At 57.2% G+C, this 15,158-nt stretch carries 16 protein-coding genes and 1 pseudogene; 11 read left to right on the forward strand and 6 right to left on the reverse strand.

Annotation, left to right across the window (positions count from 1 at the left end):
* Positions 1-82: 82 nt before the first annotated feature.
* The 11 genes from HRR99_RS07100 (at position 83) to HRR99_RS07150 (ending at position 9,478) form a co-directional block, all read left to right on the forward strand.
* Positions 83-1,264, forward strand: a complete 1,182-nt coding sequence (locus HRR99_RS07100; protein WP_233123266.1) for an MFS transporter — start codon at positions 83-85, stop codon at positions 1,262-1,264.
* A gap of 1 nt (position 1,265) precedes the next feature.
* Positions 1,266-2,258, forward strand: a complete 993-nt coding sequence (locus HRR99_RS07105) for an alpha/beta fold hydrolase (protein ID WP_233123267.1) — start codon at positions 1,266-1,268, stop codon at positions 2,256-2,258.
* 24 nt (positions 2,259-2,282) lie between these two features.
* Positions 2,283-3,551, forward strand: coding sequence for an epoxide hydrolase family protein (locus HRR99_RS07110; RefSeq protein WP_233123268.1), 1,269 nt, complete (start codon positions 2,283-2,285; stop codon positions 3,549-3,551).
* Between the two features lie 29 nt (positions 3,552-3,580).
* Positions 3,581-4,024 (forward strand): nuclear transport factor 2 family protein, encoded by a 444-nt coding sequence (locus tag HRR99_RS07115; RefSeq protein ID WP_233123269.1) that lies wholly within the window; start codon positions 3,581-3,583, stop codon positions 4,022-4,024.
* A 217-nt stretch (positions 4,025-4,241) separates the two neighbouring features.
* Positions 4,242-4,607 (forward strand): copper homeostasis periplasmic binding protein CopC, encoded by a 366-nt coding sequence (gene copC, locus HRR99_RS07120; RefSeq protein ID WP_233123270.1) that lies wholly within the window; start codon positions 4,242-4,244, stop codon positions 4,605-4,607.
* Positions 4,604-5,479 carry a CopD family protein gene (locus tag HRR99_RS07125; protein WP_233123271.1) on the forward strand — a complete coding sequence of 292 codons (876 nt, stop codon included), beginning with the start codon at positions 4,604-4,606 and terminating at the stop codon, positions 5,477-5,479. The genes copC and HRR99_RS07125 overlap by 4 nt, the downstream gene beginning before the upstream one ends.
* Before the next feature lie 72 nt (positions 5,480-5,551).
* Complete coding sequence (locus HRR99_RS07130; protein ID WP_233123272.1) at positions 5,552-6,037, forward strand: DUF305 domain-containing protein; 486 nt, start codon at positions 5,552-5,554, stop codon at positions 6,035-6,037.
* Positions 6,038-6,056: 19 nt separating this feature from the next.
* Positions 6,057-7,517, forward strand: a complete 1,461-nt coding sequence (locus HRR99_RS07135) for a YncE family protein (RefSeq protein WP_233123273.1) — start codon at positions 6,057-6,059, stop codon at positions 7,515-7,517.
* A gap of 58 nt (positions 7,518-7,575) precedes the next feature.
* Positions 7,576-8,103, forward strand: a complete 528-nt coding sequence (locus HRR99_RS07140; protein WP_233123274.1) for an RNA polymerase sigma factor — start codon at positions 7,576-7,578, stop codon at positions 8,101-8,103.
* Positions 8,100-8,867 (forward strand): anti-sigma factor family protein, encoded by a 768-nt coding sequence (locus HRR99_RS07145; RefSeq protein ID WP_233123275.1) that lies wholly within the window; start codon positions 8,100-8,102, stop codon positions 8,865-8,867. The genes HRR99_RS07140 and HRR99_RS07145 overlap by 4 nt, the downstream gene beginning before the upstream one ends.
* 98 nt (positions 8,868-8,965) lie before the next feature.
* Positions 8,966-9,478 (forward strand): hypothetical protein, encoded by a 513-nt coding sequence (locus HRR99_RS07150; RefSeq protein ID WP_233123276.1) that lies wholly within the window; start codon positions 8,966-8,968, stop codon positions 9,476-9,478.
* A 23-nt stretch (positions 9,479-9,501) separates the two neighbouring features.
* Here HRR99_RS07150 and HRR99_RS07155 read toward each other — a convergent pair whose 3' ends face one another.
* The 6 genes and pseudogenes from HRR99_RS07155 to HRR99_RS07175 all read right to left on the reverse strand — a co-directional run bounded on the left by HRR99_RS07155 (position 9,502) and on the right by HRR99_RS07175 (position 15,134).
* On the reverse strand, positions 9,502-10,620 hold the full coding sequence (locus HRR99_RS07155; RefSeq protein WP_233123277.1) for a patatin-like phospholipase family protein: 1,119 nt from the start codon (positions 10,618-10,620) through the stop codon (positions 9,502-9,504).
* Positions 10,613-10,804: a Mov34/MPN/PAD-1 family protein gene (locus tag HRR99_RS23270; protein ID WP_422387311.1), complete on the reverse strand. Its 192-nt coding sequence runs from the start codon at positions 10,802-10,804 to the stop codon at positions 10,613-10,615. The genes HRR99_RS07155 and HRR99_RS23270 overlap by 8 nt, the downstream gene beginning before the upstream one ends.
* A complete protein-coding gene (locus HRR99_RS07160) occupies positions 10,717-12,852 on the reverse strand; it encodes a ThiF family adenylyltransferase (RefSeq protein WP_233123278.1) in 2,136 nt (711 codons plus the stop codon). The genes HRR99_RS23270 and HRR99_RS07160 overlap by 88 nt, the downstream gene beginning before the upstream one ends.
* 4 nt (positions 12,853-12,856) lie before the next feature.
* Positions 12,857-13,996: a ComEC/Rec2 family competence protein gene (locus HRR99_RS07165; protein WP_233123279.1), complete on the reverse strand. Its 1,140-nt coding sequence runs from the start codon at positions 13,994-13,996 to the stop codon at positions 12,857-12,859.
* Between the two features lie 178 nt (positions 13,997-14,174).
* Positions 14,175-14,958 (reverse strand): annotated as a pseudogene (gene xth / locus HRR99_RS07170) (exodeoxyribonuclease III).
* Positions 14,955-15,134 carry a hypothetical protein gene (locus HRR99_RS07175; protein ID WP_233123280.1) on the reverse strand — a complete coding sequence of 60 codons (180 nt, stop codon included), beginning with the start codon at positions 15,132-15,134 and terminating at the stop codon, positions 14,955-14,957. The pseudogene xth and the gene HRR99_RS07175 overlap by 4 nt, the downstream one beginning before the upstream one ends.
* Positions 15,135-15,158: the final 24 nt, after the last annotated feature.

Raw genomic sequence — 15,158 nt, forward strand, 5'->3', positions numbered from 1 at the left:
CTATTTGTCGAACGCAAACTCCTCATCATTACGCTCGGCATAGGGTGAGTAATCAACCCGCAGATCAAAAAGGCATACTCAAATGGTTGTCAGCACGTCGAGTCGTTCATCATGGTTGGCTGTCCTGTCGCTTGCCACGGGCACCTTCGCCCTGGTGACGACCGAGTTCCTGCCAATCGGTCTGCTCTCCGACATAGCCAACGATTTTGCCAAGTCTCCGGGCTCCACCGGCATATTGGTGACTACACCCGGCATCGTCGCGGCAATCGTTGCTCCACTTTGTACCGTGTTTGCGGGATCGATTGACCGACGCCTCCTCCTTGTCAGCTTCACCCTCCTGCTTGTCTTATCGAATTTGATTGTTGCGACCTCCAGCTCATTTGAAATGGCGATCACCGGACGCGCGCTGCTCGGTGTCAGTGTCGGCGGTTTCTGGACTTTCGCGGCTGCGGTTGGCCGTAGGCTAGTTGAGACCCATCAGGGAAACAGGGCGATATCTGTCGTCATGACCGGGATTTCAGTCGGGACTGTGGTCGGTGTTCCCTTGGGTTCTGCGCTCGGCGGCCTGCTTGGATGGCGATCCGCTTTCATCGCGGTCGCAGCTCTTTGCCTGTCCGTCCTGCTGTTTCAAGTAGCCGTGTTGCCCAAGATCACGATGACGACCTCACAGTCCTTCAAAGGGCTTGCCGACACCATTCGCGATCGGAAACTGGTCATTGCCTTTGCTGCGATCGCGCTTGCGGCCTGCGGACACTTCACGGCTTACACATATCTCGAACCGCATCTGGTGCATGATGTCGGCGCAGACACCACTACATTGGGCTGGATGCTTGCGATCTTCGGGGCTGCTGGAATTGTCGGCACGTTCATCGGCGAACGTGTCGCCAGCCGAAACCCTCCTGCGGGAACCAGTCTCGTCGCGCTGATCATGGCGGCCTCCATTCTGATGTCGATCCTTGTTGTCTCAAACCTGCTGTATGAAGCAATTGCTGTCGCACTTTGGGGTGCAGCATTCGGAGCTATTCCCGTCTGCGTGCAGTTGTGGACGTTTACAGCCTATCCCGATCGTTTCGAGACGAGTTCCGCGTTGATGGTGACGGTATTCCAGATTGCGCTTGCAGCAGGCTCACTTGTCGGCGGCCTTCTCACCGATACCTGGGGCATTCCGGCAGCCTTCATGGCTGCCACAGCATTCGGCATTATCTGCTCGCTTTTGAGCATTTCCGCCAGTTTGAAAACCTTCACTAGATCACAGGAGATCTGACATGATCCCACGCGCCGTTACAGCAATGATGTTTGCGACTATCGCCTCTGTCTTGATGACGAACTCTTCGTTCGCGCAGCAGCCCAATTCGGGCGTCGAGCAAACCTCCGACGAAGCGTTGGTTGCTTCCTTACCGGGCTTTAAAAATACCGACGTCGAAGTCAACGGCGTGAAGCTGCACTATGTGATCGGCGGGCAAGGAAGCCCTGTCGTTCTCCTTCCAGGTTGGCCGGAGACGTGGTGGTCATGGCACAAGATCATGCCGGAACTTGCCAAGCGCCACACGGTGATTTCGCTCGACATCAGAGGGATGGGATCGTCGGACAAGCCTGAAGCTGGTTACGAGAAAAAGGCGCTCGCCAGCGACGTCCACGAGTTGGTCAAGACGCTCGGCTATGAAAAGGCCGATGTGGTCGGACATGATATCGGATCGATGGTGGCTTTTGCCTATGCGGCCAACTTTCCAGAAGCGACCGGAAAGGTCGTGATGCTGGATGTCCCACACCCGGACGCAGAGCTTGCGAAATGGCCGCTCCTGCCGACGGTCGGCACATTTGGCGACCGGATCGACGAGGACCACGCCTACGCCTGGTGGTTCGCTTTCCATCAGGTGAAGGGTCTGCCGGAAGACCTGCTCGAAGGTCGCCAGGACATCGAGCAAAAATGGTTCTTCCGCTACCTGATGAAGGACGAAAGCAAGATCGGCGCCCGCGACCGCGCCGTCTACGCCAACGCTTATGCCAGTCGCGACGCGATCCGAGCCGGCAACGCTTGGTACCAGGCATTCCCGCAAGACATCGTCGACGACGGCACCTACGGCAAAGTCACTGCGCCTGTTCTGGCCCTCGGAGGACCTGGGTATCTGTGGCTGAAGAGCACGCTCGAGCGCAAGACAACCACTCTCAAGGCTTACAAGATCGCCAATAGCGGTCACTTCATCGCAGAGGAGCAGCCAGAAGAAACGCTGAAATACCTCATCGATTTCCTTCAATAGCGCCTTTCAAACAAGGATACGACAATGACCGATCAATCGACCGTCGCCACGCGCCGGCGCATTCTCCAGCTTGCGATCGCAGTGCCAGCGGTAGCGTCGCTTGCCTCCCAGGCGAGCGCCGCATCACCAGATTTTTCAATACCTGCTGCTACCAGCGACGTGAAGCCGTTCAAGGTTTCCGTACCGCAAGCTGCCATCGACGACCTCAAGCGTCGCCTCAAGAACACGCGGTGGCCAAACAAGGAGACCGTCTCGGATTGGTCGCAGGGTGTGCCGTTGCAAAAAGCCAAGGCCCTGATCGCCTATTGGGAAAGCAAATACGACTGGCGGAAGTTCGAGAAGCAGATCAATGCCTACCCACAGTTTCGTACCGAGATTGATGGTCTCGGAATTCACTTCATCCATGTGAGGTCCAAACACGAAAACGCCCTACCGATCATTCTGACACACGGGTGGCCGGGATCCGTCGTCGAGTTTCTCAAAATCATTGGCCCCATGACAGATCCAATTGCCCATGGTGGCAAAGCGGAAGACGCCTTCCACGTTGTCATCCCGTCGCAGCCGGGTTTTGGCTTCTCCGACAAGCCAACGTCCGAGGGTTGGACCGTGGTCCGCACTGCTAAAGCCTGGGGCGAACTGATGAAACGTCTCGGTTACGAAAAGTGGGTAGCCCAGGGAGGTGACTGGGGCTCCGGCGTCACGCATGCGCTTGGCCACGTTCGCCCTGAAGGCCTTGTCGCAGCACACGTAAACTGGCCGCTTGTCTTCCCGGAGAAATTCCCCGATAGCCCGACAGCCGAGGAGAAGGCCGCGATGGAGGCGGCAGCGAATTTTGCCAACGATCAGTTCGGGTACTTCAAAGAACAGGCGACCCGTCCGCAGACAATTGGGTATACGTTGGCAGACTCTCCCGTTGGACAAGCAACCTGGATCTATGAGAAATTCCAGGCCTGGACGGACAATCGCGGCGAGCCGGAAGACGCTTTGACTGTCGATGAAATGCTTGATGACATCTCGCTCTACTGGTTCACCAACACCGCTGCCTCCTCTGCCCGCATCTATTGGGAAAACGCCCGCAACGGTGGCGGTTTCGATGCTGGGCGCATCGAACTGCCCATGGCAGCGACTATTTTTCCCAAGGAAATCTTCCGGGCACCAAAGGCTTGGGCACAGGCTAAATGGCCGAACTTCTTCTATTGGAACGAGGTCAACAAGGGCGGCCATTTTGCCGCGTTTGAACAACCCGCGCTGTTCACGGACGAAATGCGCAACGCCTTCAGATCCATTCGCTGACATGCAGCTCAACATAGAAAGACAGTCACATGCCCACAAATGAAGACATCATCCGCGAACTCTATCGCACCGCCGAGGTTAAGGACGTTGAAGGATTCGTCGCACTGTTTTCCGAGGATGGCTACTTCTGGGACGTCTCGGCCGGCGCAAAATACTACGGCGCCGATATTGGCAAAACCGTCGATATCTACGCGACGGCATTTCACGATATGCACCGCGAGCTTGGGAATTTCTACGTGACCGACGACGTCATCATAGTAGAATTAACGCTCAACGGCACCCAGACCGGACCGCTTGCAATGCCGGCTGGCACGATCCCGCCGACGGGCAAGGAAATGCATGCACCGTGCTGCGACGTTTTTCAACTGAAAGACGGTAAGGTCACGTCGTTCCACTGCTACACTGCGGCAACGATCATTTTCGGGCAGCTCGGTATTCTCGGCAATCTCACTGCGGCCCTGCAGCCCAAGTAAGCTCCCAACAGCTCCTGGTGCCAGAGTTTCTGATGGACGATGTCTCCACGGCGGCCTTCTTCTGCCGTGGAGGCCTGCACCTTACGTTACTTGTGTCCTTGTTCGCCCACTTTCGGACGATAACTGACAAAGACCATCAGCCGGCGGAATAAAACCGCAGCACCATTGTCCACGAAATAGGTGACACCACAGTCGTCACATTTCGAAAGGCACGAACATGCGCATTCTTAACCCTATCGTTCTGTCCGCCGCGTTTTGCTGCGTTTCCTGTTTGGCATTCGCCCACGCGCGATTGACCGTGTCGCAGCCAGCCGACGGCGCGTCGCTGCAGACATCTCCGGAAACGATCTCCCTGCATTTTTCCGAAAGCCTAGAACCTGCATTTTCGCATCTGACTTTGACTACCGCATCAGGCGATACGATCAAGCTCGGCGGCGAGACCGTGCGCGGCAACGAGCAGGACGAGCTTGCGGCTGCTCCGACTTCGCCGCTCACGCCGGGCATCTACATGATAAAATGGGATGTGCTCTCAACCGATGGTCACAAAACCAGCGGCACTAGAAAATTTACGGTGTTGCCATGACACCGCATGACGCTCTTGTCATTGACCGCTTCTTGCTAGACTCCGCACTCTCACTCGTCTGGGGTGGTTTGGGCTTCACTCAGCTAGCCTCAGGTGGGGTCCGGTCACGTCTGCTGGTGACGATGCGCACACCTATGATGGCGTCCTGCGCCGTCGCCTGCCTCGCCGCCATCGCGGCACTTCCGCTGCAAACGGCTGAGATCGGATCGCATTGGAGTGCGGGCTGGCAGATGGAGCTGCTTACTTCCGTTGCGTTCATGACTGACGTGGGTGTCTCAACCGTAACAGAGGCGGCGACGGTCGCGGCTCTCGTTGCTGCGGCGTTGTCGGGTCGGCGTAATCCTACCCTTTCTCTAGCCGGTCTCGCGCTTTTCTCAGTCGCGACCCGCGGCCACGCTGCGGCGTCTTTCGACCTGCTGGGGAGCTTGCAGATCTTACTGCTCGCTATCCACATCCTAGCCGCGGCAGCGTGGGTGGGGGCGCTGATCCCGTTTATCCTCGTCGTCCGGATGTCGATCCCACCGGACCTGCGACGAGATGCGATTGCTTCGATGCGGCGGTTTTCCAGGTTTGGCCATTGGGCGGTTGCCCTAGTTTTCGTCACTGGCGTGGCAAACACGCTGCTGATCCTCGGGCACATCCCCGCCGACCTAAATTCAGCCTACCAGTTCAAACTGCTTTTGAAGGTCGCCGTTGTACTTTCCATGACGTCGCTGGCGGTCGCGAACAGGTACCTAATCGTGCCACTCCACCGACATCATGCCGATCTCTCCAGATGCGCCCTCCTGTTTGGAGCGGGTGCCGAAATCGCACTGGGGATGCTCGCCTTCTCTCTCGTTGCATCATTCGGTCTCGATGATCCGACTGTGTGAAAAAATTCAGAGACCAGCGGAATAAATCTTTCGTCCGGTTGTCTACCCATACGTAACCAAAGGAAGAAGTCGATGACAACTTGGTCGAACAGAAAATCAGCCGTCGTCGCCGCGATTGTCATGGCGGCGGCCGGATCATGCGCTGCATTCGCTCACGATCACAGCCAACCCTCCCCTGCTGCAGCACAGTCGTCTGACGACGAGACCGCCTATCTTGCCGAAAACAATGCTGCCATGGACAGGATGATGGCGGATATGGAAACCAGTCCAACCGGCGATATCGACCGTGACTTCGTAGCCATGATGACACCCCATCACCAAGGTGCGATCGCCATGGCGCTCGCCGTCCTCAAATACGGCAAGAACGAACAACTCAAGCGTATCGCGCAAGAGATTATCGTGGAGCAGCAACAAGAGATTGCGGCCATGAAGCTTGCGATTGGCGACCCTCTCCCCCCATCCGACGCCGCCCCGACACAGGTCGTACCGGAAATTCCCCCCGCTCAATCCACGCCCGACCAGACCATGCAGGGCATGGACCCAAACATGAAAATGTAATCTTTAAAGGACATCAGCAATGACAATTCGGACATCTTTTGCCGCCAGCTTGCTGGCGGGCAGCATGCTATTGCCTGTTTCTGCATTCGCAGGCCAAGCACCTTTTGCAACCTCCGATCCGGAAATTCCGGTCAGCAGCAAGGACCGCGTTTATGCGGCGGAGCAATTCTCCAACACGGTGTCGGTCACCGATCCGTCGACGAACAAGCTGCTCGGCGTCATCAAGCTTGGCGATCCCCAGCCCGGCAATCTCTCGCCGCTCTACAAGGGTCAGGTTCTAGTTCACGGCATGGGGTTTTCACCGGACAAGAAGACCATCGCGGTCGTTTCGATCGGCTCCAACTCTGTAACCTTCATCGATACCGCCACCAATGCAGTCAAGCACACCACTTATGTCGGCCGCTCGCCGCACGAGGCCTTTTTCACACCTGACGGAAAGGAAGTCTGGGTCACGGTGCGCGGCGAGGACTATATCTCCGTCATCGACACGAGCACCTATCAGGAAAAGGCGCAGATCAAGGTACCCGCGGGTCCCGGCATGCAGATCTTTTCGCCCGACGGCAAATACGGCTATATCTGCTCATCCTTTAATCCCGATACCGTCGTCGTTACCGTTGCCGATCATCAGATCGTTGGGCACGTCAAACAGGAGAGTCCGTTCTGCCCAAACATCGCCGCGTCACCTGATGGGAAGCAGGTCTGGTTCACGCTGAAGGACGTCGGCAAGACCCAGGTCTTCAACGCACAAGCGCCTTTTGATCTGATCAAGACCATCGACACCGGCCCGATCACAAACCACGTCAATCTTGTCACCAACAAGAATGGCAGTTTTGCTTATGTCACTGTGGGCGGCCTGAACGAAGTGAAGGTTTTCCGCACCGACAATTTCGAGCAGGTCGCGACAATCCCGGTTGGCAATCTGCCGCACGGTATCTGGCCGTCGGGCGACGGAAGCCGCGTTTATGTTGGCCTCGAAAATGCCGACGCGATGGCCGCGATCGACACGTTGACCAACAAGGTGATTGCCATGATACCGATTGGCCAGGCAGCGCAGGCTGTCAACTATGTGCCGAATGCAGTACCCGAAGGTGATGGCCTGCAGAACTTGCAGCCACTCGGCACAGCGGGTGTCGCCGCTCACCTGAAACTCGAAATAAAGGGTGACAAGGAAAAGAGGACTCCGACGAGTGTGTCGCTGTTCGATCAGGGTCTGACCCAGGTTCTCCAAGCCTCGGTCACGGGGCTGGAGCCGAAAAAGATGTATGTGCTGGCGCTCTCCGATAAGGCGGACGGCAGTGGGCCACTCCAAGGTCTTTCGAACTTCATGACCAATCCGGCTGGATCAGCAATCGTTAACGCAGTCGGTCCTATCCGCCAGATTGTCGAATCCAAGCACAAGGACGAACGCCGCTATCTCGTGGTAGCGTCCGTCGAAGATGGAAATCCCGGCAAGGTCCTGCAAGTGCAAACTGCGCAGTAACGGTGATTAGTCGGTCCGCAGTATGACTGCGGGCCGCCCGTCCTGAAGGAATTGAGACATGGACGATTTGTTTTTCCTGGTAGAGCCTATGATCCCTGCCCTAAGACGTTACGCACGTGGTCTGATTAGGGATCGTGAGACCGCTGATGACATTGTTCAGGATTGCCTGGAAAAAGTTGTGTTGCACTGGAGCCGGCGCCGTGATGAGAATCCGCGACCATGGGTGTTTGCCATCCTTCACAACCTGGCGATCAACAGGCTGAGGCAAGACGCAAGACGTGGATCCGTCCTTCCGATCGAGGACGTACCTGAGGCCTTGAACGCACAAGCGCCGACACAGGAGGAGACGATATACGGCCAGGAGGTCATGGCAGCCATCGACCACCTACCGCCTGATTATCGAAGCATTCTGCTGCTGGTCTCAGTGGAAGATCTTTCCTATGCAGATGCGGCAAAAGTCCTGGAAATTCCCTTGGGAACTGTGATGTCAAGACTGTCTCGTGCGCGAGAACAGTTAAAGACGATCCTCGAAACGAACCCGGCGGGGGCTTTCACCGGCGTCTCTTACATCCGGAGGGTGAAATGAATATGAAGCCAATCACCGAAGACGATCTCCACGCCTATGTAGACAGCGCACTGGACGCAGAGCGTCACCGCGAAGTGACAGACTATCTGGAGGGAAACGCCGATGCTGCCGCGCGGGTCAACTCCTATCGGGCACAGGCCGCAGCACTACGCTCAGCCCTTGAGCCGGTTGCGCGACAGCCAGTGCCGTCCAGGCTCAATCTCAGAACGATCGCGGCGGCCCACGTCCCTGCCCGCCGACAAGCGCCCTTCCGACTTGCTGCGGCAGCCGTCCTGCTGTTGGCGATCGGAGCAAGCGGCGGCTGGATTATGAAGGGATACACCGTGCCGCCCACAGAAGGCGTAGCCGCGCTCGCGCAGGAAGCGTCTGCCAGTTACGGCACCTTTGCTCCAGACCGTTTGCATCCCGTAGAGGTTAGGGCTGACGCAGGCGATACGCTTCGCCAATTTGCCGTCGCGACGCTTGGGCGTTCCGTGGCCATTCCGGATCTCAGCAAAGCCGGCTACCGCGTTATGGGCGGTCGCATCATTCCCACGGCACACGGCCCCGGCCTAATGCTGATGTATGATGACGACAAGGGCAGTCGCCTTGTCATGCTCACCCGGCCGATGAATGTGGACCAGAACAAGCCGATGGTTGCGAGTAGTACCGGCGATGTCAGAGGCTGGAGCTGGGCGAAGAATGGCATGGGCTATAGCCTTGTGGGGTCAATGCCCCACGAAGATCTCCACCCCATCGCAGACGCCGTGCGCTCGCAAATCTAAGGGCGCAATGGCACGTGAGTTGGGTGCCAGTCGGGTGGAGTTCGCTGCCTTTGCGCACCTTATTTTTTCTACACAATAGCTACAGAAGAGAGTTTCGAATGCGCGTGGATCCGAACAAGTTAATCGCCACCTACAATCTTAGTCCGAAGAAATCCGATACCTCATCAGACATGCCTTTCTTGCTCGGCGACGATGAGCAAGAGGCTCAAACGGAACCATCCAGCATCGAGACTGGGACTTCCACCTCGAGTCAAGCGTCCGCAAATGTTTCGGCTGCGCTGTGGCACATTTCCGACCCCGGTGGCCTGTCGGCATCAACATCATCAGTCGAGATATCTGTGGAAGGAACCGCCAGAATACAGGCGATGCTTAGCGGGTCCTCAGATGACCTTCTCGATCAATTCCTGGCGCTTTCGCGCGAAACTCCGGCCGAAAGGATTCGTACGGAATATTTAAACGAGCACTACCTGACAGAGAACAGTTTTAAGGAACTTCCTATCGACCAACAGAATGAAATAGACAAGATGATCGCCGAGCGCATCAAGCAACAACTCGGCCTCGATGACGGCGTAAATGCTGCGTCAGCCGATTCGCATCGAATACTTCGATGATACGCCACGGTAGCATGTCAATTTCACTTCTGTGCGTGGGTTGCAAGTGTCACTTCACATACCTCCGCGCCATGGCGTGAAAGCAGGTCGAAGTCGTTGTCCGATATCCGTGTCAAGTTGGTCGGGTAACTCAGCGAAACGGCACCCTGTTCGTCAGAAAGTCGTTCCGCGAGCGCAGTAGGATCCATACCGAACTGTCGCATGGACACGCCCATCCGGAGCAGGACCCCATTGACTTCGCCGCGCGAGATCGATCCCATCAGCATGCGGGAGCGCAGTGCCCGTATCTGATCGCTCGCAATGTCGAAAAGCCTCGGCGAGTTAAGTCTACCTCGAAGCATGCCGACGAGCGAGAACGGCTTCGGCGCCGTAAGGGGGCCAGAGGCATCGCTGCAGATGAGAAAGTCGCATCCCCGAAGGCCGTCGGCAGGCTTGTAGAGGGCCTCCATACCCATGTTCTCGTATGCCCCACCATCCCAAAGTCGAACGCGTGGCATGGGCCGTGAAATCTTCTCTTGTGGCTTCTTGGTTGCCCGATCCGTCTTCCACCATCCATGTTCCGGCAGCTCGAGTCGTAGGACGCCAATCACGTATGGAACCGCTGCCGACGCCGCGATGGCCTTCGCGATCGGGACGTCCGGGCTAAAGTGACTACCGAACTGCCAGTCCCCCATCATCTTCTTCGAGAACCGCCAGTTCTTGCCAGTTTCGAAGCAGGTAGTGTTGATATGCCATTCCGGTGTGTCAGGCAGATCCTTCACCGATCCTCTGACACCCCAGCGCGCGGAAAGAAGCATCTGAAGAATTTCTGCTCTTCGAAAGAGGATTCGAATGTTCTCTCGGAGAATTCCACGCCAGCCCAAGGCGGTCAGACTGAAAAGGTCGCCAGTTGTGAGCCTCTTGCGAAGCTCGGGATAGATTTCATCCAAGAACTGCTTGGAGGTCGGCCATCTGAAATCCGCGTGGGAGAAGATCGCGCCGACGATGAGGCTCCCTCCGGATACGGTGGATATCTGTGTGACCCCCTCAAGTCGGCCCTGCCTTGCAAGATGGCTGAGAACGCCAAGGTGAAACACTGCCGCGCGGACACCGCCGCCCGAAAGAGCGAGGCCCAAGCGCGGCCTGTCTACGACGCTATCCATCTGCCAACCTCCTCGTTCCGGCCATTAGTAGCGAAATGTCGTTCTCCGCGACGATCAACGAGATTGCCGGCAGGCCGTCGAGTTCCATAGCATCGTTCAGTTGCTTGATCTGTTCGAGGTCGGTGCCGCTTGGAAGAGAGGACCGACCCGCGGGATGCGAATGCCATTCGCCGACATACCGGATCTGGTTTCCTGTCCGGGCGGCAGCGGCCTCAATGTCTGTACGCAACCGCGAGACGCCGCGAGTAAACGAAGACGGGGTGCCGATGCTGTCGCTGGTGGATGGAGGGCTCCGACGACATCAATACGACGGCGCTCGAAGTCGATCATTCCCATCAGCGATCCACCGGTTTCCGAAGGAAGTGCCGTCGAGCGGCGTTGCCGGAGTTCGTCTTTTAAAGCGGCTGGCAGGACGACCGACCACCCGTCCGCCGTCATCGTCAATATGGTACCCGAAACCGGAGTAACCCTGACACCGTCCTCGTTCATGGTCCAGATCTTGACTGCAGCTCTCGGTGCCCTGACAACGGATGAAATCCCCGCAGCGATCAGCCCCGAGAGCACCTGAATCGATGCCATCGGAATCCTGTTCGTCAATGCTCTGCACGCCCCGGTGTACTGCATCCGGTCGACGGAGCCGAGATGATCCGCAAGAGACGGGTTCTGGAAGATCTCCCGGAGATATAGCGTCTCGAGATCGCGAAGCGTCATGGAGCGCGCCTCGTCCTCGACCATCAGGACCGCGGACTTTCCATCGGGCGTGAAGAACGCGCAGAGACGTCGCGTAGTACCAGGCAGATCGGATGCCCACCGGGAAACGGGAACGGAAGCCGAGGCGTCGAGAATGAGATCGGCATCTCCTAATTGCTGATCCAATGCAGCCCGATCCACCGGGGTCAGGACATTGTCGACGACAGTACGCGTATCGACGTCGTCCCTGACCCCCATGAGTCTGTTTGCAAGCCCGATAGCCTTGCTTCTGCCGACAAACTGGTTGTTGAGCGTGTGTCTCGCAATGTTGTGCGGAAGCAGTGTGTCGTCGTCTACGATCGTCCACTTGAAGAGACCCTGTCGGGCGAGGATTTCCGAAATCACCGAACCGGCCGATCCAGCGCCGATCATCACTATTCGACGCTCGTCGGCGTACGGCTCGCCAGAGAGACGGGCCGCACCGGCTGCATCGAATTCCTTATGGACGAAGGACATTGATACGGGCACGTCGCGCGCCGCGTCCATCGATACGCGCGCACCGACATTGGGGAGGAAGTTGATTTCCTTTGCCTCGCCGGAGACGTTGCGCAAGAGGAAGCCCATCTTCTCTCCGATCTCTCCGGGGCTGAGTGCAGTCACGAACGCAACCGTCTCGGTCGTTCCGACATCACCGGTGGTCGGATCGATCTGGGGCATTGTCACCAAGAGGCAGGTGATGCGCTTGCCGTCTCCTATTTCCCTCTTGCCATTCACCCAGTCCTTGATGGACTGCTGGAGGAGGCTGGGAAAATCGACCCCAGCGTCGACCAGAAAGTCCGACAACTGTCCAAGGTCGCGGGGTGCCCTCTTCATCCGCTTCATCCGCTGTGGCTCGATCGCGCAATGAAAGGCCATCAAGCGGATATCGTCTCCTCTGACGATCGACGGCCTCGATCCTCCAATGAAGATGAATTGCGCTTCTTGGTCGACGGCCCAAATGAACAGGTTCGAACCCAGCCGGGCTGCTTCCCAGAAATCGTTCTTCAAAATGATCTGGTTGAAATGTTCCGGCAAGAAGAGCGGGTCGAGAGGCTGCCCTGCCCCATGAAGCTCGCCTTGGCATGCTTTTTCGAACCAACCACTCAAACGCCCAACGAGCTCGGCGGCAGTATAGAAGCTCCGAGTGTCATGCCACGGCCGGTCGTCGATGCAGATGCAGGCGGGAAATCCTTCTGGCATCAGGTTTTGATGCGGAGTGTCGGGAAAGTCTGGGCGTGCAACTAGAACCGTGAAAGACATCGAGCCGGTCCGCGCGAAACACACAGTCAAGGATTCAACAGGCAATATGTCATAGACCGGACGCTGCGGCCGCTCGACCACTAGATCGAACGAAAGAAGGTCGAAATCTCCGAACCGTCGACACTCACCGAGTGTGGTGTAGTTCTCGCCCGGCCCAACAACGTAATCGTGGAGCGCCTTCGCAAGAGGATTAGCGAATCCTAGTACGTCGACGACCTCCGATGCTTCAGGCTGCCAGTACATACGGTCAGCCGTTCCTGCCTGCACGCGTGGGCATCGATGCGGCGACACTGGTAGCGGTCGCCGCTGCCGCGAGCATGACGGAAACGCCTTGGGCAGTGATCTTCAGATGAATCGGCTTCGGTCGGGCTTCGCTCGGGGTCTCCATGGTGACGAGGAACTTGCCATTCGAATCCTTGATGATCTTGCAGTAGTAGGCTGCAGCCTGACGATGCGGCGGCTGCACGTCCTTATCGGCTTCAGTGCCCTTCACCGGGATCGGCTTGCTCGGAGACACGATGATCTCATTCTGCCGGGCAAGCTCTTCGAACAGCCACTTAACGTCCTTGACTGGTTCCGTCATATCCTCCCCCTTATCCGGCGATAGCGACAGGTAGGAGCAGTGGTGGAAAAGCTTCAAGACATCCCAGTGCAGTCGGTGCTCGTTGTCGTGTTCGCGGCTCGTCCGAACGATCTGGGAGAGGCTCTCGTGATCGATGTCTGCACCGAGCAGCGCATAGGATTCCTTCAGTCCTTCGCGCATCGTCATCTGCACGACGATCGACCCCTGATTTCGGTCGATCAGGCCTACATCCGTGCGCCAGGCGAAGGGACTGTGCACGAAAAACTCGACAGCTTCCGAACCCCACTTGCTAAAACCCGGAACCAGCTCGCCTGCGTTGACGATGCAGTGCATCCGGGATTCGAGTGTAAGACCGTTGTCCTCAAGGTACGATTTGAGGGCCTCCGGACGAGAGAAAACCTTGATGCCCTTCCCTTCTTTCAGACGGTGCCGGGCTTCCTGCCGGATCACGCGGGCGTCGTCGTCGAGAGCGACCTCCGTCAGGACACCCGCGGGCACCCAGAGCTCGTCGATCTTCATGCGGTCGCCGCCTTGATATGCGACCGCGTGTTCGAACCAGAAGAACTCGCTGGCGCGGAAGATGTGGTCCTTGTCGAGATGGGTGAAGGCGACGACCCGGAAGGATTCCTGACCGGCTTCGTCCATGGCGTTGCGGATCGCGGATGGAAGGTCGATCCGTTTGTCGACTACGTCATTCTCGTTGCGCATGTGCGCGTAGTCCATCAGGACCACCTGGTTGTTCGCAAGTTGGATAAAGGTCGTATCAGCATTCCCAGTGGGGAAAAACTTCATATGTGCCGTCATCTACAGGGATCCTCTTCGCCGCGCCATTTTTATTAGAGTTTTCTATATCAACCCAAGATGGGTCCGGTATCTGACGACCGCAAGAGACTTTGTTCACTTTTGTTCCGTTTTCCACCGCAGAAATCATCAGATAGGAGGAACGGCCAGCATCTTGGCCACGAGAGCGTCGCGCGGCATCTCACGTAGAAGGGTCGTCGGCGAGTTCAATCCAAACTGGGGCATGGTCGCTTGTGTGCTCCCATCCTCGGACGTGCTTGTCGACTTCCGCCTTCCCGATCCGGTCGGCGAGATCGGGGCTGAGCAGGAAATGGTCCAGGCGTAGTCCGGCGTTTCTCCCGTACGCATTCCTGAAATAGTCCCAGAAAGTGTAAATGCGTTCGCTCGGATGAAGGTGCCGGAGGGCTTCGGTCCAGCCCTGCCCGAGTAACTCGCGAAAGGCTTCACGCACTTCGATGCGGAACAGTGCATCGTCTTTCCATCGCTCCGGCTTGTAGACGTCGAGCTCAGTTGGCATGACGTTGTAGTCACCCGCCAAAATGACAGGTACTCCTAGCTCCAGCAGTTCGGCTGCGTAGTCGTGTAAGCGCTTGAGCCATCGTAGTTTGTATTCGAATTTGCGGCCGGGATATGGATTGCCGTTGGGAAGATAAAGACTGCCTATCACCGTCCCATCGACAACAGCTTCAATATATCGGCTCTGCTCGTAATCTGGATCATCCGGGAGGCCCTTTCTCGTGAGTATCGGCGCCACCGCGGGCGAGTATTGCCACTCCGTTTCAGGACTTCTGGCCATGCCACACTGCACCTTATCCTGCCTTCTCGATCTCCTTCGCAAGAAATCTGGCATCAGGTGCTCTAAGCTCCTGAAGTACGACAATGTCCGGTGTTGCCTCGGCCAGCCACCTAAGCAACACGTTGATCCGACCGTTCACGCCGTTGACGTTGTAGGTGGCGACCTTCACTTGCGCTTGTGGTCGCCCTTGTCACCCTCGCCCGGCTTCGCATCGTGCTTTGCCTCGTGACGTTTGTCAGCGGACAGGGATCTGCCAACATCGACAGATTCGCTGAACTGGCCTTTTTCGTCACGGCGCACGTATCGCTTGTCAGTTCCGGTATCGATCAGCTCTCGCTTGCTCAAGGGACTCTCCTGTGGTTGCGATAC

This window comes from Agrobacterium vaccinii (assembly GCF_021310995.1).
In the GTDB taxonomy this organism is placed as follows: Bacteria; Pseudomonadota; Alphaproteobacteria; order Rhizobiales; family Rhizobiaceae; genus Agrobacterium; species Agrobacterium vaccinii.